The 21461-nt window shown below is 53.2% G+C and carries 19 protein-coding genes; 9 read left to right on the forward strand and 10 right to left on the reverse strand.

The features are described from left to right. Window positions 1-103 precede the first annotated feature (103 nt). The gene (locus ACR0NN_RS21820; protein WP_170726515.1) at window positions 104-652 is read left to right on the forward strand and encodes an efflux RND transporter permease subunit; all 549 of its coding nucleotides are present in this window, start codon (window positions 104-106) and stop codon (window positions 650-652) included. A 65-nt stretch (window positions 653-717) separates the two neighbouring features. Further along, entirely contained in the window at window positions 718-894 is a 177-nt protein-coding gene (locus ACR0NN_RS21825) for a hypothetical protein (RefSeq protein ID WP_170726512.1), read from the forward strand. A 502-nt stretch (window positions 895-1396) separates the two neighbouring features. On the opposite strand, the gene ACR0NN_RS21830 is transcribed toward ACR0NN_RS21825, so the two are convergent. The 3 genes from ACR0NN_RS21830 to ACR0NN_RS21840 all read right to left on the reverse strand — a co-directional run bounded on the left by ACR0NN_RS21830 (window position 1397) and on the right by ACR0NN_RS21840 (window position 6576). After that, entirely contained in the window at window positions 1397-2953 is a 1557-nt protein-coding gene (locus ACR0NN_RS21830; RefSeq protein WP_170726507.1) for an NAD(P)/FAD-dependent oxidoreductase, read from the reverse strand. Between the two features lie 358 nt (window positions 2954-3311). Next, window positions 3312-5285, reverse strand: a complete 1974-nt coding sequence (locus ACR0NN_RS21835; protein ID WP_170726490.1) for a heparinase II/III domain-containing protein — start codon at window positions 5283-5285, stop codon at window positions 3312-3314. Between the two features lie 190 nt (window positions 5286-5475). Next, a complete protein-coding gene (locus ACR0NN_RS21840; RefSeq protein ID WP_480685555.1) occupies window positions 5476-6576 on the reverse strand; it encodes a class I SAM-dependent methyltransferase in 1101 nt (366 codons plus the stop codon). Between the two features lie 443 nt (window positions 6577-7019). Here ACR0NN_RS21840 and ACR0NN_RS21845 point away from each other — a divergent pair, with 443 nt between their 5' ends. Further along, a complete protein-coding gene (locus ACR0NN_RS21845; protein ID WP_170726478.1) occupies window positions 7020-7265 on the forward strand; it encodes an ankyrin repeat domain-containing protein in 246 nt (81 codons plus the stop codon). Between the two features lie 422 nt (window positions 7266-7687). On the opposite strand, the gene ACR0NN_RS21850 is transcribed toward ACR0NN_RS21845, so the two are convergent. After that, the gene (locus tag ACR0NN_RS21850; protein WP_170726475.1) at window positions 7688-8530 is read right to left on the reverse strand and encodes a tetratricopeptide repeat protein; all 843 of its coding nucleotides are present in this window, start codon (window positions 8528-8530) and stop codon (window positions 7688-7690) included. Window positions 8531-9121: 591 nt separating this feature from the next. Between ACR0NN_RS21850 and ACR0NN_RS21855 the strand changes: the two genes are divergently transcribed. From ACR0NN_RS21855 to ACR0NN_RS21870, 4 genes are all read left to right on the forward strand, one after another. After that, a complete protein-coding gene (locus tag ACR0NN_RS21855) occupies window positions 9122-9355 on the forward strand; it encodes a hypothetical protein (protein ID WP_170417155.1) in 234 nt (77 codons plus the stop codon). Window positions 9356-9365: 10 nt separating this feature from the next. Continuing rightward, window positions 9366-10838: a guanitoxin biosynthesis MBL fold metallo-hydrolase GntH gene (gene gntH / locus ACR0NN_RS21860; protein ID WP_170417157.1), complete on the forward strand. Its 1473-nt coding sequence runs from the start codon at window positions 9366-9368 to the stop codon at window positions 10836-10838. Window positions 10839-10842: 4 nt separating this feature from the next. Then, window positions 10843-11823 carry a CobW family GTP-binding protein gene (locus ACR0NN_RS21865; protein ID WP_170417158.1) on the forward strand — a complete coding sequence of 327 codons (981 nt, stop codon included), beginning with the start codon at window positions 10843-10845 and terminating at the stop codon, window positions 11821-11823. Between the two features lie 165 nt (window positions 11824-11988). After that, complete coding sequence (locus ACR0NN_RS21870) at window positions 11989-12786, forward strand: transporter family protein (RefSeq protein ID WP_170726472.1); 798 nt, start codon at window positions 11989-11991, stop codon at window positions 12784-12786. A 443-nt stretch (window positions 12787-13229) separates the two neighbouring features. On the opposite strand, the gene fsa is transcribed toward ACR0NN_RS21870, so the two are convergent. The 5 genes from fsa to ACR0NN_RS21895 all read right to left on the reverse strand — a co-directional run bounded on the left by fsa (window position 13230) and on the right by ACR0NN_RS21895 (window position 17635). Further along, window positions 13230-13883 carry a fructose-6-phosphate aldolase gene (fsa, locus tag ACR0NN_RS21875; protein ID WP_170726470.1) on the reverse strand — a complete coding sequence of 218 codons (654 nt, stop codon included), beginning with the start codon at window positions 13881-13883 and terminating at the stop codon, window positions 13230-13232. Between the two features lie 93 nt (window positions 13884-13976). After that, complete coding sequence (locus tag ACR0NN_RS21880; RefSeq protein ID WP_480685558.1) at window positions 13977-14648, reverse strand: nucleoside/nucleotide kinase family protein; 672 nt, start codon at window positions 14646-14648, stop codon at window positions 13977-13979. Further along, a complete protein-coding gene (locus tag ACR0NN_RS21885) occupies window positions 14645-15427 on the reverse strand; it encodes an ATP-binding cassette domain-containing protein (RefSeq protein ID WP_170726467.1) in 783 nt (260 codons plus the stop codon). Before ACR0NN_RS21885 ends, ACR0NN_RS21880 begins: the two co-directional genes overlap by 4 nt. After that, complete coding sequence (locus tag ACR0NN_RS21890; protein WP_170726464.1) at window positions 15427-16497, reverse strand: ABC transporter permease; 1071 nt, start codon at window positions 16495-16497, stop codon at window positions 15427-15429. Before ACR0NN_RS21890 ends, ACR0NN_RS21885 begins: the two co-directional genes overlap by 1 nt. Window positions 16498-16615: 118 nt before the next feature. Further along, window positions 16616-17635: a sugar ABC transporter substrate-binding protein gene (locus tag ACR0NN_RS21895; RefSeq protein WP_170710128.1), complete on the reverse strand. Its 1020-nt coding sequence runs from the start codon at window positions 17633-17635 to the stop codon at window positions 16616-16618. A gap of 186 nt (window positions 17636-17821) precedes the next feature. Between ACR0NN_RS21895 and ACR0NN_RS21900 the strand changes: the two genes are divergently transcribed. Beyond that, complete coding sequence (locus ACR0NN_RS21900; RefSeq protein WP_480685562.1) at window positions 17822-19021, forward strand: ROK family transcriptional regulator; 1200 nt, start codon at window positions 17822-17824, stop codon at window positions 19019-19021. Window positions 19022-19294: 273 nt separating this feature from the next. Here the strand turns inward: ACR0NN_RS21900 and ACR0NN_RS21905 are convergent, their stop codons facing one another. Then, window positions 19295-19741, reverse strand: coding sequence for a DUF302 domain-containing protein (locus ACR0NN_RS21905; RefSeq protein WP_170726460.1), 447 nt, complete (start codon window positions 19739-19741; stop codon window positions 19295-19297). Between the two features lie 84 nt (window positions 19742-19825). Between ACR0NN_RS21905 and ACR0NN_RS21910 the strand changes: the two genes are divergently transcribed. Further along, a complete protein-coding gene (locus ACR0NN_RS21910; protein WP_170726457.1) occupies window positions 19826-21343 on the forward strand; it encodes a winged helix-turn-helix domain-containing protein in 1518 nt (505 codons plus the stop codon). Window positions 21344-21461: the final 118 nt, after the last annotated feature.

A 21461-nucleotide genomic window follows, 5' to 3' on the forward strand; every position in this document is an offset into this window, starting at 1 on the left:
TTGATGCATTCACACATAGCAGTAATTAAATTAATTTGGAAAATCGGAGGAACCTGGCTGCCTGACGGTTGAAGCTTACGTTGTGCCACCATGTTCAAAGCTCATGCAGCGCATGGGTTTTTTTCACGTCAACGCTACAGACCTTGAGGCCGCAGAGTTGATGGTGTCGCGAGCCCGCAGCGCATTTCTCGCTCAATTTCCCGAAGCGCGGTTTCGCGCGACACGACTGCCGCAGGGCGGATCGGAATCCGGAATTGTATATGTCGAAATCTTCGGACCCGACGCCGAGGTTTTAATGACCGCTGCCGAAAAGGTCTCTGCCAGCTTCGCGGGCATGCCAAGCGTTGTTAAGAACGAGACAGACTGGGGTCACAAGATCATCAAGATCGTCATCAACATCGCACAGGACAAAGCCCGCGAGTTTGGCGTCACATCAGAAGACATTTCAGGCGTGATGGCAGCCTATTTTTCGGGCACTGAATACTCGACTTTTCGCGAAGGTGATAGGCCGATTGATCTATGTGGAAGCGGGGCAGAGGCTTATGCTGCGTCTGTATCGAGGTCGGCGGTGAGCCTAAAGCTGCCAACACTGCGCTTTGAACGAACCGATGCGCTCCGCTACAAGCAACCGCTATCTAACGTACGAAATTAACTGGTGGGTTGACAGTTGAACAGTTACCGTACGCTGGATAAATCTATTGGAATAAGACAAATTTTATGGTCCAAACGGTTCAACCAAAGCAAACTGCTGATGCCGCGCTGAAGGCGACGCCGGATATCCTGCGTGTGGTCTCGGAATCTCGCGATGACGCCCAACCGGTCTTTGACGCCATCCTGAAGAACGCCTGCGACCTCTGCAAAGCGGACATTAAGCTTGATTCCTGCAAAGTTTGACAAACAGCGACAAAAAGCTTCTTGGGCGCAACTGTGGCACATGCCAGTATTGGACCTTTCTAGCTTTCCTGAAACTGGATCGAGCATGCGCATGCATTGGACACCGCGACAGATGTCCGAGGAAATAGTTCAGAATTTGCGGCAGGTTGATGTGCTTTTCAGCCAAGAATACAGCGACCATCTAGTTCGCTGATCAATCCACTTCAACAGAGCCGCTAACTCGTACCCTTCATAAGTTTGTCTGCATACTGATCCAATGTCAGAGTTCCGCCCTCTTTATCGGCTCTGCCCTGATCGTCGGAATCGCCCAATATGCCAAGATAGCAACCTTTGTATTTGGTTCGATGTATCTGCAAACTGTGAAGGTCTGGCTGCCTTTGTGTCTGTGGTGGTTCTCATTTACTCCTACTTGGCGATTGAAGCGCAGGAGCCAGGGAAATAGGATGCTCACGCTGAGTTGTAAACGAGCAGGTCCTTGACCTTAAAAATCGAGTAATTTGCCCTATACAAAGGGGTCCATTTTAAATTTTGTAACAAGCAAGCTATCGGCCGACTGCATCGCCCCGTTTGTCCAACCCTGGGATACCGACCATGCTTCATTGCAAATGTGAATGCCCGGAACCGGCTCTTGCATGTAGTCAATGATGTCTTTCGGATTAGCCCCAATTCCCCACAGATGATAGGCGGCGCCCCAAGGTTCGCGCCCCCAATTCTGGTAGGTGGCCGCAACAGGTTCGGGCAAATCATCCCTCAGGTCATGGGATTTTCGAACCTGACTCCAGACCTCTTTCACTAGTCGGCCTGAGGCTGGTAGTAGTTTGCGCATTGACGGAGCGATAGGGTCTCTATTGGGTCCGGTTGCCTGATCAATCCAGTCAGGCACACCAAAGGTCGGCCCTTCGGAGAGAGCCTCCCAATACTCGATCATCTCGCCATCGTGGTAACTCGCCATCAACAACGCATGGCCGGACGCGTCATCTACACCCCAGCGATAAATCTGGCGCGCCGGTAGATCTGTTATGACCCGACCAACAGACAGGTTACGGGGCGTCCACCAATCCTGCTCAAATGCAAGATGTACTTTGGCCAATGGAACCTTGTGAACACTCTCCACCGCGCGTGCAAAACGGCCATTGCCTGAAAACACTTGGGCGTTGACCAGTGTGGGAAAAGCATTCGGAGGAATGGCCAGGATCACACGCGCAGCCGATACTTTTGTCCGCCCGGCTTCCGTCTGAAAGGTCAGATCAAAGCCCGCATCAGGCCGCCGCATGAGGTCGACCAGTTCGTGTTCTAGATGAAGCTTCCCACCGTTCGACAGGTAGGTTTTGGCGATAGCTTTGGGGATTTGTTCAAGACCACCATTCAGTTTCAAGTATTTGGTTTTGTAAGCGAAGTCGCGTTCGAACCAACGGATCGCTGTTTTGCTGTCCCAATTAGAAAGAGGCGAGTTGTAACCTAGAACATCGCGCATGAAATTGTACGACTCACGACTGCGCTCTTGAAGCAGGAGTTCCCATAGTCCCGTACCATCCAGAGACAGAGCGCCGTCGGCAACCATCTTGTTCAGATCATTAATCGTTTGAGTTAGAAGGTCTTTGCCGCCAGCGATGACTGCTCTTTCTCGTTCATTCAGCCCGTAAGGAAGGATCTTCCCTTCAGAAAGCTCTGAGAAATGCTGACCACGAAGGTAATAGCCCGTGATCGGGTACGCAAAATCCTGCAATTTCTCGCGCCCAACCATTTCATTGACGACTTTGATCGCGTGCTTGTCGGTGTGGCGCAACCGCATTCCGCCGATTTCGGCAGTCTGGGTTTCTAGGTTCGGGAAATGTAGAGAAAGAAGGCGCCCTCCGACCCTGTCCGTCGCTTCAAAAACACCCACGCGTGATCCGTGCGTCTCGCTTAACCGCATCGAACAAAACAATCCGGCCACGCCTCCGCCCACGATTGCGACGTCCAGATCGGTTGTTCCCGTCTGCGCACGAAGTGCAGGAGACGCCAGCGTAAACGCTCCGGCAGCTCCAACTTGGCTTAGAAAAGTTCGACGTGTCGGCATTGCGTCTTCTCACGTTGATACAAGGTATAGAACTGTAAGTGCGGGGATCGGAAACGGGCGGTTAGATCGTTTCATAGTGGCCACTTTGCCAACTTTGGCAACTAGCTTGTCATCCGGCCAAGCATTCATTGATCGTCCACATAGAGGTGCCGGGGTTATCATCACAGATCTGAATCGGCTCTCAACAGAGGCGTGGTTTACGTCTGCTTTCGCGATGCCGCGCTGCCACAAAAAGTGCCGATCCAGTTAGTGCTAGGCCTCTTTGTTTAACGGTTATCACCGGTTCAAGTACGCCAATTAAAAGTAGCCTGTCACTTTGCGGCCAAGAGGCCGCATGCCACCGCCTGATCTGCTACCGTCACTTCTTGCTCCTGAGGCTGGCTCCCAAACTCCATTGGCTTAAAGGGACAGCTGATGTGTAGGTCGATTTGCTTTCATTTTCAAAAGCAATTGCAATGGTCTGTGGCGAAGCCGAGGCATCAAGGTTCAAATCAACCATCAGTCTCTTTATACCCGAATTTGAGTTTTGTAATCGGCATTCGGAATTGTAGAGCGTTTCACATGGGTTGGCTGAACGTAGTACAAACTCCGCTTCTGGAGGAGATAGTATTCGTGCGTGTAGTACTTGGCCTTCTTGGGTCAGGGTCGCACTCGATCCATCAATCGAGACCTGCGCTTCGGTGTGCATGGTCCAAGCCACCGGGCCCTTTAATTGGCCGACTAACTCATCCTGAACCAGTACGGTCGTATCATCGATCAACGCAATCCCACGCAGCACTGTGCCTTTGGATTTTCCATAAGCGCCAGAAAGATCAGCGATCGTAAAGCTGAAGCCGGGAAACTGACCAAACTCTTCAACTTGCGCCCGACCCGTTGCAATTTGATTGCCTGTGTCGAAGGTCAAAGTGTTTTGCCCGATTGTTGCAGTGCGGTAATAATCAAAGCGTTTGTCGGTAAAATATCCTGGCAGCTGATAGTTTCCGATGCCCAGATCCACTGCCCACCGCACACCGTTTGCGTCCAGAATAAAGGTTCCAGCGTCCAGATTGTTGTGATGGCTGCGAAGTGGCCCAGCTTTGAACCCTATAAATGTAGCGTCAGGATCGTTCCAAGCGGACCTCATAGTCACCAATCCAAGCCCACCTGACCAATAAGCGGTTTGACGTGCCGGTACCGACTCCCATTCGGGGCCCTGCTGCCAAATCATTTCGAAGGCCAGATGGGACGACGGGGAAGTTTTGAATAGAGATGGGTCATAGCTAGGCCGATCAAAGTGTGACGCCAGCCACGTGAGCGCGACAGGATCGGTAACTGCATCACTATCACCATAGTTGAAGAGAGTCCCTGTAGGCCCTGTCGCATGTATCAGGAATTCGCCAAAGCGCTCCAGCCCAACTGATTTGGACAGACCGAAGTCATGGCCAAGCACTGAATTCAACGAGTCAATTGATATTGCGGCATCCCTAGCCGACAAAGCGCCATACATTGGTCCCTCGGACCAAGCTCCATCCGGAGCAAACATTGCAAACCCATTGCGAATGGACACCTGAGCCCGTTCAATAATTCGATTGGCCAACTCTGGCTCGGCTTCTGAAGTGACCAGTGCCGCGACGATCATTCCGGTATTGCACACTACGTTCCAGTTGAATGAAGAAACCGGCCAAGTGATGTCCGCTGTTGCCGTTCCATCGGGCAGAGTTTTCGGAACTGGTTCCGGATAGATCCATCGCTGCGGTGCGACCCAGCCGTTTTCGAAATACAGCGTGTCCAGATCATAGATTTTGTCTGCTTCTTTCAAACCGTTTTCGATCAGTGCAGTCGTAATGGTTTGGTGATCTTTTGGGGTTAGAGTTTCGCTGATCCAGCTGTATCCAAGTGAAACTGCCAAGGCGACACGGCTGAGTCCAAGAAAGTTCTCAGGATGCCAGGTCTTTAGATCCGAGAGTTGGAGAAGTTCTGTCCTAGTACGCTCGGCGTAGCGGTTGTCACCTGTCAAACGCCAGGCCAAAGCCAAAGTCGTTAGGCGTTCTACAGGCCTTTCGCCAAAACCTCGGAAAGCCTGATGTATTTCTCCATCTTCTTTTTGAAGAAGCTCGACAATCGTCGGTGATTGCAAATGAGCATTCGCACGTGCAATCAAATCGTCAAATTTCGACGCAAACGCTGGATCAGTGGTTCGCTGAGCTTTAATTCTCTGAACCACATCTTGTGTAAGGACAACATTAGGTACCAAACTCTGAGCTACGGCGCTTGCCGTGCTAAAACAAACAAAAAGTGTTGCATAAACAAAACCGGCGCGACGTAAGCCAGCGTTTAGTATGGCTGCGATCATTGAAATCATCCGCCAAGAAGCCCCTGCAAGAAAACACTGCAACGCCTATAGCTTACTGTCAAAGATAACTAATATAGAACGCAAATATTGGTTCCGAAAAATCGTCGTTGCAGTGCAACTTGACAGCAATTTGCTGCATCGGCAGGCCTAAGAATCCACTGATGCTTGTCGAGCGAATGCCAGCCTCGCTTTAGTTTCTACGGAGAACAACAATGAGGTGCCAGACTTCGCATGCGTACTTGCTCGTTTTAGCCTCATAGAGTCGCGCGAGACGGCTGTAAAACTCGGCCATAAGCTGGTCGAGCATTTCAGTGCTGTCGCAGTTGGGACCGAACAGTTGCGTTCTCAAAGTGGTATCGGCAAAGGCCCGGGTGTATCCAACGTATTTCTCGGCATAGGTGCCAGGATCATCGATATACTCCTTGAAGATGTCGTCAGCTTTGATCGGGGCAGGTTCCACACTGATCTTGCATATTTCGAACGCATCCCTCACGTCGGCGTCGTGCTCAAGAGCATTGCGTGCCTCTGCCTCTGTCATGAACCAAAGCGAGAACAAAAATGAATCGAGGCTGTCGGGGCTAATGAGGCCGTCATCAGCCATTGTCTTGGCCACAACCTGAATCGCGCGATAGATACCGCGTCCTGATGCAGCAATGCTGTTTTTCTCGGATGGATCGGGAACAGAGCCAAGTGTTCCGACGACAAGATACCCTCCTGAATGCAATTCTTGAGACCTCTGGACTAGAAAGTGTGTCCAGTCGTTCTGCGCAATCCGTTCGACAGTCCGCCTGGCTTCATCTTCCAGGTCAGCGAACCAGACGGTCCCGGGCGAGTTCAGGTGAATGCCCTGGCTCAGCCAATGACTTGCAAAAATACATGTTCCGATCGACACAGAAGCAGGGGGTGCTACCCGATTATAAAATGACCCAATTGTTGCTTCGGTGCGGATGTTCTTGGAGATATGTGAATAGCCGGCTGGGCATTCGACCAATTCAAACAAAGTGTTCCAATCATTACCAACCTGATCGGAATGGCAAACGACGATTGGTGAGTTGCCGAATGTATTCAAACACGCATTTATTGCCGGTTTGACCATCTCAATGGAGTTGACACCTGGTCCGCAGCCATATTCCACGATCTTGAACTCGGCCTCGGGCTCGTCCATCGAGGAAACCAAATTACGAACAAGCGGTCTCAACTGTTGAACCAGTTGCAACTGTGCAGAAGAGTTTTCGTTGTAATCGACCATGCCCTCGGTCGCTTTTTCGGAACAAGCGTGTTGATCCGTCATTTGCTGGCCCCAATTCGATATCGGCTATCAACTGAAGAAACATTACGGGCCCGCAAGCGTCCTGTCAGGTCAATACACCACTGAGGTGCCCAAGCACGTCGAATTCGCGACTTGCAACGTTCGTTGGCTACGTCATTGACACTGTGTGATAGGGTCGAAGGAAAGGATGCTGTGCGTTGGTACCAATCTTCCGGAAAGGTACGGCGGGGCTTCTGCGGCACCCGTGGATCGACACTATTCTGGGATCCGATCCGCCGTGACTGGACCGCTGTCGCAATGGGGGTATTCGGTGGGCCAACGAATACGTCTCTCGTGACTCATATCTTTGTGTCTGAGAATGGGGACTAGCACGAGATCGCGGATGGACCGCCTCAGAACGAAAGGTAGTTTCACTGGCATTGGCTTTGCTGGACACAGGTCGCGTTGCTCAGTAGGACCATGTAATGCTGCGGCGAAACAATACCTATGCCGTGCTGCAATTCATCGAAGCTGGAGCGGATGTGAATGCGGTAGGCGATATGTCTAAAACGCCACTTCACATTGCCCTGAAACAACGGAACTTAACTGCTACTGAAGCGTTGCTAAAAGCAGGCGCGGATTCTTCTCATGTTTCTCAGTTTGGACAATCGCCGCTTGACCTAGCGCGAGAGTTGGGCGGTGATGCTCATCGGTTACTCCACAACGAATAGAACCAAGGTAGGGTGCTTTGCCAATGGCAGCTTTGTCGGAGCAAACGGCGAGTTCAATCTACTATAGTTTTCGCGGTCGCGGCGAATGTCCGCTAAGCGGGCTGTGATCGCAGCATCGCGACCACGTGTACAAGGTCGGCTAGGGGCCGCGAGCTGGCACTGCTTAGAGTTGTGGGGAACGTCGGCAGTGAGCCCACGTTGATCGATGCGGCTCGGTGCCTCAATGACCGTAATGCGCAGAAAGCCGACTTTGCAAAGTCGGTTGTATCCTCCACTTCTCGCATTCTGCGATGGCTTCCAATGCTGGAAAGCGTAGCGACCAAAACCAGTCATTCGAGTTCAACGATGCATTGTCATTCTAAATATGACATTAAAGAGAAGAACTAGAAAATTTTGCATCGGCAGTTTTGCGATGCGTTTCATCAGTGACCATTCAGCGTATCCAGTATCGCTTGCCGCGTTGCGTCATCATTTCGGAAAATCCTGCCGGCGAGAAACTCGGACGGAAACTCAGGCCACGTCCTGCGCATTTCGGCAACGAGTCGTCGTGCTTCTTCTGAATTTCCCAACTGATCGTGCGCAACCGCTTGGAATAAGAGCGAAGGTGCACTGACTGGCGCTCCGGCAGCTGGCGCTCCCTGAAAGGCTTCGACAACATTTTCGTAGTGCCCGAGCATAAGTTGCGACACGCCCCAGATGTTTCTTGCTCCAAACCTACCAGTTCCTGATCTGGACCTCTCCGGATCGCTAACCTCGGCTGCAAGTTCCGGGGCGTTAGCCAAGATCGCAGTGATACCTGCAAGGTCGAGAATATGGCCATCCTTCGGCGCCAGATCGACGGCCATTCTTGCATATTTCAATGCTTCGTCTGGCTGGTTTTTGGCAGCCAGCACCCAACCATTTGCGCCGTTTGCCCACGCATCAGCGGGGGACAATTCAAGCGCTTTTACCGACATTTTCGAGGCTTGATCGAAGAGATCATCCCTATTTGCTGCATCTAGTGACAACACCGCCAGGATCGCCAATACCTGCGCTGATCCGGCATAGCCGTCAGACAGAGCCGGGTCGAGTTCCACAGCGTGCTGGAACATTCCCAGTGCTATTTGCTGACGTTTGACATCAAAAACGGGAAAAAACATGCCGCGGGCTTGATCCGCAAGATTGGCCGCCTGAAGTCTTGTCAGCGATTGCTCTCCAAGCGCTACACGTTCCGCCTGTTCGATGGATCGAGTTGTTGGCACAACCTCCAAATTATCCTGGCTCATCCAGGTGCCAAGCACAGCGGCTAATGCAAGAACGCCCAGCCCAGCTGGCAACAGTTTCAGCGAATGTCGACGCCTACCAGGCTCATCGCTGATCCACGCACTTGAAGTGCGGTCTTCAATTGGTGGAACGTATGAAAACCGCGGTTTGTATCCGCCGGGGTCAACAAAAATGCGAACTCCCTTGCCGTCCCAGTGATCTTCGTAGAACTGATGCAAAAGACGCCGCAGTCGCCTAGCCTCAACGCGAACCAGGTTTTGACCACCAGTACCATCTATGCGCCGCCCATAGACCTCAACAGCGATAGCTTTGCCTCGAATCTGAGTGCTTCGACCCGATAGGGATTCCTCGACTATGTAGGTAAGAAATTGCGTGAGTCGGGGTGAAGCTTGAAACCCGTCGCTTGATACAATTCGACTCAGAGCTTCTCGGACGAGCTTCGGAGAAGGCTGCTCAACATGTTGATTTATTGTCAAATCGTTGGATTTGTTCAATGTCAACTCACCCCCAACTCACGGTGACTCACTTGGCCTGTGCGGTCAACCGCACTCATCTTGATTTGAGAATAGGTAGTGGGCGTCGGATTTTTTCCAATGACGGTAGACCTGATTGAAGAAATTCCAGAACTTTCCGATGTGCTGTCGAGGTGCATCGAATCGGACGCGCTACTCGGCGAGATCATCGAAGATCTGAAGAAAGCATCTGCGTTTTCGAAAGACGCATCGATCACGGCCTCAGAGCGCGCCGAATGGGCCCACATCAAATCTGAACTCATCAACGAGCTCCGCCAGATGGTGGAGCGCAATCCGCGCAGCAATTCCAATTGAGGGCATAGCTATGACAAAAGAAGACAACGGCAAAGATCTTAAGAACGAGCCGAACCAGCAATCCGACGACATAGAAAACCCTTCCCGGCGGCACGTTATGCAGGGACTGGCAGCAGGTGCGGTCGCAACAGGTGCCGTTAGCTACGGTTCAGGAGCTGCTCAGGCGCACCCTTCCGATGGACCACCAGGCGAAAGCCTGAAGAACCCGTACGGGGGCAGACCTGCCGGAGGCATCACTTTACCGGAGTACTTCCGTCCTACGAAATACATGACAGGCTCGAACGCGAACTATTTCCCACTTTCCGAGGACCTTGGGCCTGACGAGATGCGGATTTCATTCTGTGGCTCAACGCCATTTCCACCCCGTGAAGATCAGGCGGGGACCTGTATCATGGTTGAATTGGGTAATGGAAAACGGTTCTTTTTCGATTTCGGATCGGGCTGCGTTCGAAACATCATCGGGATGCAGGTTCCGGGTCAGTTGATCAATGACATTTTCATCACGCACCTGCACGTCGATCACTACGCCGATATTCCTTACATCTACCCGTTCCGTGCGTGGTCCGGAGGGTACACACCACTGCGCATACACGGCCCCTCTGGTCGGACGCCCGAGCTTGGCACAGCCGGAATGGTCAAAGGCATGCAGCAGATGCTTAAGTGGCATTTGGAGGCTTTCGACGTCTTCCCAATCGGGGACGGTTACGAGATCGAAGTCAATGAATTCGATTTCCGTCAGGAAGGCGGCATTGTCTATGACGAAGACGGTGTCACGGTTCGGTCCTGGCCACGCAGCCATGCCAAGGACGGTGCGGTCGGCTATCGTCTGGATTGGAACGGCCTAAGCTTTGTTTGGACTGGCGATGGCCGCCCCGATGAACTGAGCCTTGAGTATGGCAAAGGCGTAGACGTGTTTGTCACCGAAATGTCTGGTCAGGATATCGGTCAGTTGATGACCTACAAATATGGTCTGCCACAAGAGCTGTTCAACTATACAATCGATACGCACCATACTTCGCACTATGCGGTTGGTAAGATGATGGCTGAGGCGCGCCCCCGGATTGCAATGGTGACTCACTATACGCAAGACGAGGATATCGATGCCGAGATGCTGGCGGGAATCCGAGCCCATTATGACGGGCTGTTTGCCTGGGGTTTGGATGTTGCAGTAGTCAACGTTACCAAGGATGCAATCTGGTATCGGAAGGCGACACTTCCAGGCAAATCCGGCTCGGTCGCACCGTTCCGCGAATTGGGCAAGATGGAAGCAGAAGGCAGGATCACGTTGCCTGATGAAATCAAGCCGCCAGCACCGCGATCATCACGTGCTGAACAGCAGGACCAGAAATACCGCGATATGGAGATCGATCCTAAAGAATACTATCCAGCTGACGTATTCCGAGCCCCCGATCCTGAGTGGCCCAGCGACTTCGTCATCAAGGTTGATGACGTCATCCCGAACCGCAAGAAAAAAGCGGAGTAACGGCATGATCGAATTCGGTTCGACATCCGCAATCCCTGTTACAATCCTTACCGGCTTTCTTGGGGCCGGTAAGACAACCCTTTTGAACCGTATCCTGACAGGCAATCACGGGCTGCGGGTTGCGGTTCTGGTGAACGACTTTGGATCCATCAACGTCGACGCTGATCTCGTTGTTGGCCTTGAAGATGATGTGATGAGTTTAGCGAATGGTTGCGTTTGCTGCTCAATACGAGATGACCTGATCGAAACAGTGGAAGCCGTTCTCGCCCGGCCTGAGAAACCGGAATACATCGTCCTTGAAGCAAGCGGCGTGTCGGACCCATCGTCAATCGCGATGACGTTTACGGATCAACGGTTCCGGGACATGATCCGCTTAGACAGCCTCATGTGTCTTGTCGATGCGGAACAGTTATTTGCCGCGCCGGAACAAATGGAACTGAAGCTCCGTCAAATTGCATTTTCGGACATGGTAATTCTGAACAAGGTTGATCTTGTCGACAGGGCCACAGTTCAGAAGGTGCATGATTGGCTCGGGTCTCGCTTCCGTCGGTATCGTCTGGTCGAAGCTGTCAACGCGGATGTCCCGCTGGATATACTTCTTTCAGTTGGTCGCTTTGCCGCCGAACAACTCGAAACCGAAATACCTGATCACCATGAACATGGACCAGATTGTGGTTGTCATCACTCTGATCACTCGGACAGCTTCTCAACAACTATGATGAAAGCTGAACGCCCCATAAACTTATCTTCTCTCCGGAACGCAATTCGGAAGCTTCCGGGCGACGTTTATCGTCTCAAGGGTTTTGTTTTTAGTGAGGAGGATCCAGATCATCGCATTCTTGTTCAGGTGGTTGGAAAACGTATGGACATCGCACGGGATGGTGCTTGGGGTGACCGCAAACCCGAAACAAGGCTTGTCGCTATAGGCGCACCGGGGGCGCTCTCCGAGGATGTGCTTTCGGACACGCTTACGGGGACAGTCTGAAAGCCAATTTCGACCAAGTATTTTGGCTATAAGTCAACCGTGCTGGGCAATTTCATACGGTTCGGCGGCGGCGGACTGTGAGTGGGCCATTGACGTCATTGCCAATCTGGCGATCTCAAGTGCAAGCCACCCATGAGAGAACGGCCAGCTGAAAGGAGACCGCCTATGAAACTATGGTTGCTACGCTGCTCCATACTTGCCGGGGTTGGTGCCCTTTTTGGTACTGCGTGGGCAGAGTCCCAGGAAGAAGAACTGGCAAAGCAACTTGCTAACCCCGTGGCCGCTCTCATTAGCGTGCCATTCCAGCTGAACTATGATCAGAATTTAGGTGCCGACAGAAATGGTTCGCGCTGGATATTGAACGTACAACCGGTTGTTCCCTTTGATCTCACGGACGATTGGAACCTCATATCGCGAACAATTCTTCCCATTGCATCCATAGACGGTGGCCTACCGGGTTCTGGATCCGAGACTGGGCTAGGAGATACTGTTCAAAGTTTTTTTCTTTCGCCCAAAATGCCGAGCGCTGGCGGTTGGATCTGGGGGGCTGGGCCCGTTTTTCTGCTGCCAACGTCGACAGACAACAGCTTAGGTCTCGGAGAGTGGGGTGCTGGAGTTACCGGTGTGGCACTCAAACAACAGGGTCCCTGGACATATGGTGGCCTGACAAATCACATCTGGGACATCGATGGTGATACCGACATCAACCAAACGTTCTTACAGCCATTTATTTCCTACACAAATTCGAACGCGTGGACGTTCACTTTAAACACTGAGTCCACCTACGACTGGGAAAACGATCAATGGTCTGTGCCGATCAACGGTGTTGTCACCAAAGTTGCCCAACTCGGGGATCAACTTATCAGCGTAGGCGGAGGAGTACGCTACTGGGCCGGCGGACCAGATAGTGAACCTGACGGTTGGGGCGTAAGACTTGTAGCTACCTTGCTATTTCCCAAATAGTTGAGCCTTTCCTCAGAGAATATCGCTACCGGATGCAGGCATTGCGCGGACGAAAGCGAATAACGGTTTGGTCCGCATCTCGGAAGTCATCATGCTTGGATTGGAAGGTCCGCTTTGAGCTGACTGCTGTCCTCCGGACCAAAAACGCGGATGGCCGCAAAGTCCGCAATCCGCGATTTCGTTCAGCGGCTGATTTTGCCCGCGCAGCGAACGTCCGGATTAGCGGGCCGCACGGCGGCATGGAGTTCATGTGGTGAAGGTCCGGATTGGGCCGGGTTCATGCCACCACTAAGAGGAGTTCCGACAATTTCCCAAAAAGTTCGACTTGCTATACAAAACAGAAAAATTCTACTCGAGTTCTTAACTCCTCGAAATGCAGCCTTGCCTCGCAGCCGTAAAATATTTGGTGCAGGTCGTCCCCTCCCAGTCAAGTTGGCAATCCATCAAAGGATCGATTGCCCAGTTGAGTTCCAATCATTGAGAAACTTCTCGATGCCGATATCGGTCAATGGATGCATGACCAATTTCCGTACAACGGATGGGGGGATTGTGGCTATATCTGATCCAGCCAATGCCACCTTTGTAATATGATTGGGGCTTCTAACGGATGCCGCAATGATTTCAGTTTCAATACTATAGTTGTCGTAAATGCTACGGATATCACGGATCAAATTGACCCCGTCCAGATTGATGTCATCCAATCTGCCAATGAACGGAGATACATAGGTAGCGCCAGCCTTTGCCGCCAAGAGAGCTTGATTGGGTGAAAAGCACAGTGTGACGTTTGTTCTGATACCTTCACTTTTGAAATGAGCACAGGCCCTGAGGCCATCCAAAGTAAGCGGCAGTTTGACAACGACGTTGTCTGCGATCGCCGCGAGGTGCTCTCCCTCTGCGATCATTCCCGCGGTATCCAAAGCTGCAACCTCTGCCGATACCGGCGTATCCGTCAGAGTGCAAATTTCTGCAATGACCTCTTTGAAATCGCGACCAGACTTGGCGATCAAGCTTGGATTGGTGGTCACGCCATCCAATAATCCGAAGCCCATCAAGTCTTTGATGTCGTTTACTTCTGCGGTGTCCACGAAGAATTTCATGAGGTTTCCTCATTGCGTAAGGGGTGACTTGGGTTGCGCCTGAAGCTGTCGAGAGGCGCTGTATCAAGAGCTAGCTGAATCCAATGCGCAGATTCAGAATGCGTAGCGCATCCCGAATTCGGTGTAGTTCTGGCTAAGTGTAAGATCGGCTTTCCGGCTCTCACGGATGACACGTTCAGCGTTGGGCAGATCGTTCATTTTTGCGCGTAGCAACGCGGTTTGCGGGTCAAACCCATGCTTGATCCAGCGGCGCTGCAACCTGCTTTCGAGTTCTTCCAATGTGGGGCTGACGAAGACCGTTGCAGCGTAAATATCCTCCAAAGTCCTCCACGGGTCGCTTTTCATCAAAAGATAGTTACCTTCTACAACCACAGTCGGAGTTTCAGGGTGAACCGCAATCGCATTAGCGATGGCCAAGTCCATTTGGCGGTCGAACTGGGGATGAAAGGATTCATATCGCGCTGATTGCAGCGCCCCAATCGCCTTACAAAACCCAACTGCATCGAAGGTTTCCGGTGCGCCTTTTTTTGCCCGCAAGCCTCGCGTTTCCAGCACGCGATTATCCAAATGGTAACCATCCATAGGCACAAGCGTAGCTGAAGGAACCGCCGAACTCTGTTGCGCGTTCAGCGATTGAACAACGGCTTCCGCTAAGGTCGACTTTCCGGATGCAGGGGGGCCGGCGATTGCGACAATCGCCCGAACCCCAACCTGCCTCCGAGAAAAGATCAGCTCGCAAACCCGCTCTGCATCCTGTTTGATCACGCTGCGTCCTCTTTTGGGGGTTCTTTGGCTCCGGTCATGAAGGCCACCGCGTCGGACATCGTATAGTCCTTAGGATCAATCGTACAAAGACGCTTGCCCAGCCGATGCACATGGATGCGATCAGCGACTTCGAAGACATGCGGCATGTTGTGGCTGATCAAAATGATCGGAATGCCACGCGCCCGCACGTCCTGGATCAGCTCAAGTACCTTGCGGCTTTCCTTTACGCCTAAAGCAGCCGTCGGTTCGTCCATGATGATAAACTTGGTTGCAAAGGCAGCGGCACGGGCGACGGCAACACCTTGGCGTTGGCCACCAGAGAGAGTTTCAACCGCCTGATTGATCGACTGCACAGTCATCAGCCCAAGCTCGGTCAGTTTTTCACGGGCGAACTTCTCCATCGCTGGACGATCAAGTTTACGCATGTATTTGCCCATGAAACCCTGTTTGCGGATCTCGCGCCCCATGAACATGTTGTCTGCAATCGATAAGGCAGGAGACATGGCGAGCTGCTGATAGACGATCTCGATACCCATGTTCCGGGCGTCGATTGGAGAGGTGAAATTGACCTTTTTTCCTTCGATCAGGATCTCGCCCTCATCCGGGATTGTTGCCCCGCAGATCGCCTTGACGATGGACGATTTGCCTGCGCCGTTGTCTCCGATCACCGCCAGGATTTCCCCCTGGCGCAGTTCAAAGTCGGAATGGTCGATGGCGGTAACGTGGCCATAGCGCTTTACGATCCCGCGACCCTGGACGACTGGAGTTGTGTCTGTCATTAGCCCGATACCTTTCTGATCCACTGGTCGACTGCGACCGCTGCGATGATGAGAAGCCCGATAAGCAGGAAGGTCCACTGTGCGTCCGCTCCCAGAAGCCTGAGCCCCAGAGTAAAGACGCCGACGATCAGTGCCCCAAATAGGGACCCCAGAATGGAGCCACGCCCACCGAACAGTGAGATACCGCCAATCACGACCGCAGTGATGCTTTCGATATTGGCCAATTGACCGGATGTAGGTGAAACTGACCCGATGCGCCCGATCAGGGCCCAGCCTGCAAAGGCACAGATCAGTCCAGACAACATGTAAACCGACATCAGCGTTCTGTGGACGTTCACACCGGATAGTTCGGCGGCCTCGGGGTCATCCCCCACCGCATAGACATGACGGCCCCAGGCCGTGTGTTTGAGCGCGTACGCCAGCACGAAAATCAGAACGAGCATGAATATCACGCCGACCGTAAAGGTCGCGCCACCAACGCTGAATTTCGTGCCAAAGAATTGCAGGAACGGGGCGTTGGCCTCGATATCCTGACTGCGGATTGTTTCGTTGGCGGAATACAGGAAGTTTGTCGCCAGAACGATTTGCCACATGCCGAGCGTTACAATAAAGGGCGGCAGCTTTACTCGACTGACCAGCCAGCCGTTGAGAGCCCCGATCAACGTTCCCATAGCCAGACCGCACATCACCGCAATGGGCACGGGGATGCCGTATCGGAAGGTGAACTGACCCATGATGACGGATGAAAACACCATGATCGCTCCGACGCTCAAGTCGATACCGGCGGTCAGAATGACAAGGCTTTGCGCTGCGGCCACGATGCCCACGATCTGAACCTGCTGCAGGATCAGCGTCATCGCAAAGGGTGAGAAGAATTTGGACCCCAGCAGCAAGCCGAAAATTACGATCGCGCCAACCAGAACGATCAGTGGCACAAAGGATGGATTGACGTGGAGAAGATGCTGCAACTTCCCCAGAACACCACGCCGGTGATCTTCAAACTCCGCAACGGTTTCTGACGCGTTGGCGGCAGCTTCGAATTCCTGGGCGTTTTGGTTTGCTTCAGACATATCTCCCCCTTTTTCGTGGCTGGCATCACGTCCACGAATTTAGTTTACAGGAAGTTTCGGTTTGCTGGTGAAAGGATTGATGAGGCGCTGCGGTGCGCCTCACCTAAATGGGCTGCATTTAGCCCCAGCAGAGATTCAAGCCTTCTGCGACCGAAAGCGATTCAACCCCATCAACCGGTTGGTCGGTGATGAGTGCAACGCCCGTGTCGTAGAAGTCTTTCCCGGGCGTGTTTTCAGGCTTCACGCCCTCTTCGGCCCATTTCTTCACGGCCTCAACTCCAAGCGAGGCCATCAACAGCGGATACTGCTGGCTTGTTGCACCGATCACACCGGCCTCGACGTTTTGGACACCGGGGCACCCGCCGTCGACCGAAACGATTAGTACGTCGTTTTCACGCCCGATGGATTTCAGCGCCTCATAAGCACCCGCAGCGGCCGGTTCATTGATCGTGTGAACAACGTTGATCGATGAATCCTTGGCCAGAAGGTTTTCCATCGCGCGGCGGCCGCCTTCTTCGTTGCCGTCGGTCACGTCACTGCCGACCAGACGCGCATCAGTTTCGTCACCGATGACGTTCGGGTCCGCCAGGTCCACGCCGAACCCGTCGAGGAAACCCTGATTACGCAGGACGTCGACTGTCGGCTGGCTGACGTTCAGATCCAGAGTCGCGATCTTGGCATCGGCTGCGGCGTCGCCCATTTTGGCTTTGGCCCATTGACCGATCAGCAGACCCGCCTTGTAATTGTCTGTCGCGAATGTCGCGTCCGCCGAGTCAATCGGGCTAAGCGGCGTGTCCAGCGCAATGACCAAAAGCCCCGCATCCCGCGCCTGTTTAACCGCAGGAACGATCGAACTGGTATCAGATGCCGTCAGCAGAATGCCTTTTGCGCCATCAAGAATGCAGGTTTCAATGGCCTGGACCTGAGTTTCATGATCTCCATCAACCTTGCCAGCAAACGCCTTGAGCGTCATGCCCAGCTCTTCTGCCTTGGCGGTTGCACCCTCCTTCATCTTGACAAAGAAGGGGTTGGTGTCGGTCTTGGTGATCAGGCAGACGGTTTCACCAGCCGCTTGTGCGGATGCGGCGGCCAAAGTCAGCGCAGTCGCGGATGCGGCGAGCTTGAGTAGATTTCTCATATTGTCCTCCCAGAAAAATGTTGTTGCCCCGCGCGGAATAGCGCCAGGACGCGCCTCCATCCTCCAATGAAGGTCCTATTCAAGAAACCGTGATTCTAGCCTCCATGTCAATAAATAAATAAAGTTTATTTATTAATTTAACCACACATCTTTTCATAACAAAACAAGGTGTTTATGTTTGGTGTCATGGAAAGAGAGGCGTTGAAAATACTAACCGGCGGGGTAAGCCAAAGCGGTGTTCGCGATCACAACGAACGCCTGATTTTGACAGTTTTACAACGGCATGGACCTGCCGCGGGTGCCGAAATTGCACGGCTTACAGGATTGTCTCCGCAGACCGTTTCCATCATTCTGCGCAAGCTTGAAAAAGACGAGATTCTCAAGCGCGGGACCCCACTGCGCGGGAAAGTGGGAAAACCCTCAATCCCGATGGAACTGAATCCGGAAGGTATTTTGTCGGTTGGAATGAAGATCGGGCGGCGCAGTACCGATCTGCTTTTGATCGACTTTAAGGGCAGGCCGCGCCGCCAACTTTCCACGACTTATGACTATCCGCTGCCTGAGGTCATCTTTGGATTTCTGGAGGCGGAACTGGAAACACTGTTGTCCCAGGAGCCTCAGATACTTCGCGACCGCGTTTGCGGGATCGGGATCGGAACACCGTTTGAACTTTGGAAATGGCACGACCTATCCGGGCTTGCGGCTAAAAAATTCAGATCCTGGAGGAACGTGAATTTCTTCTCCGAAGTTGCCAGGTTCAGCGATCTGCCGGTTTTTGTGGTTAACGACGCGACAGCGGCATGCCACGCAGAGCACCTCTATGGTCGTGGTGCCGAGTACCGCGATTATTTCTACTTCTTCGTTGGCTCGATGATCGGCGGCGGAGTTGCGTTGAACGGCACCGTGTTCGAAGGCAATCAGGGCAATGCCGGCGCCTTGGGCGCGATGCGCACAACGGGTCCTTTGGGTGAAAGCCAGCAACTGATCGATACCGCCTCGCTGTTTCTGCTGGAGGACCGATTAATCGAAGCGGGTGTCGATCCGGGGATACTGTGGAAAAAGCCGCAGGATTGGAGCAGCATCTGGCGCCATGTTGAGCCTTGGATCGGCACAACCGCGCAGGAACTGGCCAAGGCTGCGCTGTCTATTTGCGCTGTAATCGACTTTGAGGCGATTTTCATCGATGGAGCCTTCCCGCCGGACGTGCGGGAAGAACTTGTTTCAAGGGTTCGTCGCTACCTGATCAATCAGGACAAGCGGGGATTAATTCCTCCGGTCGTGGAGGCTGCTGCGGTAGGGGGAAACGCCCGCGGCATTGGGGCGGCAAGCAGCCCAATTTTCCGCCAATTCCTATTGAACACCAATGCTGGGCTCTCTGGGATGTAGCCGAAACTTATCGGGCGCAAGTCCTAATCAAGACGGACCCGCTCCTACTCAATGTGGAGGTATTTAAACGGCCACTCTGACGCAGCTGCAGTGCAGCATCCGATTTGGCAGCTGAAGGCCGCTATGGGCCGGGCCTGGAAGTCAGCCCCTGCCTTGGACGTGGCGATGCTGCGCTGCCATCGATGGCTGCTCCGAGCCCAGACTTCCAATTTCTGCGGCGCTCTCGAATGGCCGGAGTGGTGAAGCGCGGAGGCTTCACCGCTTGGTGTGTTGCTATTCTCCAGTTGCAGCAGCCGAGAACTTCTCCAACGCGCCCTTCATTGCCAAAACGGCAGGATGATCTGAGGCAAGACCATGGGACGGTGCGATGGCTGTTGGGTCATCATAGGTCGCCCAAGTTTGACCGTTGGCATCTTCAAAAAACAATATCCGAAGCGGCAGGTTCAGAGCCATAGTTTGGCCTGTTTGCAAAGCGCTAGCCTCGATTTTGGGGCTGCCGAAGATCACGACCGTTGTGGGACGCAGGTCTTTGCCGACCGCCGCGTTGCCAGCAGCAAAGTCGATCGTGTTGAATACCCGCGCGCCTGCGGTTTCAACGGCCTCTGTCAACCGCTCCACCGAAGTTGCAACGTTGGCGTTGCTTGCCACATTGATGCGTTCTGCCATGGCGGTCCCTGCGGATGTCGCTGTGATAAAAGCTAGTGTGATAAGTGTTTTCATGTTTGTCTCCTCAGTGTTCAATGTCCGAAGATGTTTGGACTGGACACTGCGTAAGCTTCATAAACCGCGGTTTCTGGAGGATTTTTGGAGGAATGCATTCTGAACCGACGTGACGCCCAATTTTGGAGTTTTGGTTCATTTGCGCTTGATGAAGCGACCTTTGAGCTCACGCATTCCGAAGTCCCAGTTGCGATTGAGCCGCAAAGCCTGCGCGTTTTGATCTTCCTTATCCGTCACAGAAACCGCGTTGTGTCCAAGGACGATCTGGTTGAAGCGATCTGGCAAGGGCGAGCGATCAGTGACTGGGCGATTTCTGGGGCTATCAAAGCAGTTCGGATTGCGCTTGGCGACACCGACCGCGATGACCGTATCATCAAGACGATCCACGGACGCGGATTTCGCTTTGTCGCGGATGCCGTTTCTAGAAATCCCGAAAACGCATCGGAGCCGCTTCCAACTGTCCTTGTTCGTGCTTTCCGGTCCATCGGACAGCACGTCGCGCTCGATTATCTTGCAGACGGTCTGACAGAAGATCTGATTCACAGCCTGTCGCGACACGATGCGTTGAAAGTGCTGTCTTATAACACGATCCAAGCGTTGGGAGATGCGGTGCCGGCGGACATCTACGGCGTTACGCACATCATTGATGGCAGCATCCGAGAAAGTGGGTCGCGCAACCGTGTGAGCGTAGCCATTTTGAATAGAACTGGTCAGCAGCAAATCTGGGCCGAGCGATTTGATCTGTCTCAGGAAAGCCTTTTAGCGGGTCATGATCTGATCACAGACCGGTTGCTTGCCGTGATTGCTCCTGATCAAACCCGGCCTGCCAGACAGCGGCGCGGCACCCTCAGCTCACAGGCATATGATGCCTATCAAAAAGGTCGTTACGCATATTTTCGCTATGAACCTCAGGCCTTTGTCGAAGCACTTTCGCACTTTGCGAGGGCGACTGAACTGGACCCTGATTTTGCCAACGCCTACGCGCAGCAGGCCTATTGCCGCACGACGCTCTATGTCTTTGGATTGCCCGGCAGTGATAAAACTCTGGATGCAGCAGAGAGTTTTGCGCGCGAAGCCATCAGGCGAGACGATAATGCGGCACTCGGATATGCGCGTCTCGGATGGGTGCTGGGGTATCTTAAGCGACCTGAGGAAACCATCGCTGCCTTCGACGCTGCCATGACGCGCGACCCAGATAACCCCGAGGTCTATCTGGCCTACGGCGAGACTATGAACCGCCTCGCACGTCCGCAAGACGCAGGACCCCTTCTGGAGACTGTATTTTCGAAAGACAGCTTTCTGCCGCCCAGTTGGGAATTCCCACAAGGCCATCGCCACCTTTTGTTGGGGGAGCAGGAGGGCGCCATAGGGCACTTTCAATCTGTGCTGGATCGTGTCCCTCGTTTCGTTCCGGCGCGGGTCCAACTGGTGCGCGGTCTTTGGGAGATCGGTGACACCGAGGGCGCAAAGCACGAGGTCACGAGGATCAAGGAAATTGCACCCAAGTACGGCCTTGCCCACTCAAAGCGCATGTTCCCGTATCCTGTTCAGAAAGAAGTGGATGCGCTGACGGCAGCACTTTCGGGTGCTGGATTGCATTAAGCTTTATGGGCGGAGCGGACTTTCGCTTGTGCTACATCAACGGTCGGTTGGTCCCTGCGATCCTGACCTCGGTGCGGCGGCAGTTTTCGCTCCTGCCGCGAATGTCCGGAAAGCGGGC

This window comes from Ruegeria sp. BA2, assembly GCF_056539605.1.

Coding starts and splice junctions, on each gene's coding strand:
- ACR0NN_RS21850 (WP_170726475.1), bottom strand. CDS start 8,530: ATGAGCCAGGATAATTTGGAGGTTGTGCCAACAACTCGATCCATCGAA.
- ACR0NN_RS21835 (WP_170726490.1), bottom strand. CDS start 5,285: ATGATCGCAGCCATACTAAACGCTGGCTTACGTCGCGCCGGTTTTGTT.
- ACR0NN_RS21820 (WP_170726515.1), top strand. CDS start 104: ATGCAGCGCATGGGTTTTTTTCACGTCAACGCTACAGACCTTGAGGCC.
- ACR0NN_RS21855 (WP_170417155.1), top strand. CDS start 9,122: ATGACGGTAGACCTGATTGAAGAAATTCCAGAACTTTCCGATGTGCTG.
- gntH (WP_170417157.1), top strand. CDS start 9,366: ATGACAAAAGAAGACAACGGCAAAGATCTTAAGAACGAGCCGAACCAG.
- ACR0NN_RS21885 (WP_170726467.1), bottom strand. CDS start 15,427: ATGACAGACACAACTCCAGTCGTCCAGGGTCGCGGGATCGTAAAGCGC.
- ACR0NN_RS21870 (WP_170726472.1), top strand. CDS start 11,989: ATGAAACTATGGTTGCTACGCTGCTCCATACTTGCCGGGGTTGGTGCC.
- ACR0NN_RS21840 (WP_480685555.1), bottom strand. CDS start 6,576: ATGACGGATCAACACGCTTGTTCCGAAAAAGCGACCGAGGGCATGGTC.
- ACR0NN_RS21900 (WP_480685562.1), top strand. CDS start 17,822: ATGGAAAGAGAGGCGTTGAAAATACTAACCGGCGGGGTAAGCCAAAGC.
- ACR0NN_RS21865 (WP_170417158.1), top strand. CDS start 10,843: ATGATCGAATTCGGTTCGACATCCGCAATCCCTGTTACAATCCTTACC.
- ACR0NN_RS21905 (WP_170726460.1), bottom strand. CDS start 19,741: ATGAAAACACTTATCACACTAGCTTTTATCACAGCGACATCCGCAGGG.
- ACR0NN_RS21830 (WP_170726507.1), bottom strand. CDS start 2,953: ATGCCGACACGTCGAACTTTTCTAAGCCAAGTTGGAGCTGCCGGAGCG.
- ACR0NN_RS21825 (WP_170726512.1), top strand. CDS start 718: ATGGTCCAAACGGTTCAACCAAAGCAAACTGCTGATGCCGCGCTGAAG.
- fsa (WP_170726470.1), bottom strand. CDS start 13,883: ATGAAATTCTTCGTGGACACCGCAGAAGTAAACGACATCAAAGACTTG.
- ACR0NN_RS21895 (WP_170710128.1), bottom strand. CDS start 17,635: ATGAGAAATCTACTCAAGCTCGCCGCATCCGCGACTGCGCTGACTTTG.
- ACR0NN_RS21845 (WP_170726478.1), top strand. CDS start 7,020: ATGCTGCGGCGAAACAATACCTATGCCGTGCTGCAATTCATCGAAGCT.
- ACR0NN_RS21890 (WP_170726464.1), bottom strand. CDS start 16,497: ATGTCTGAAGCAAACCAAAACGCCCAGGAATTCGAAGCTGCCGCCAAC.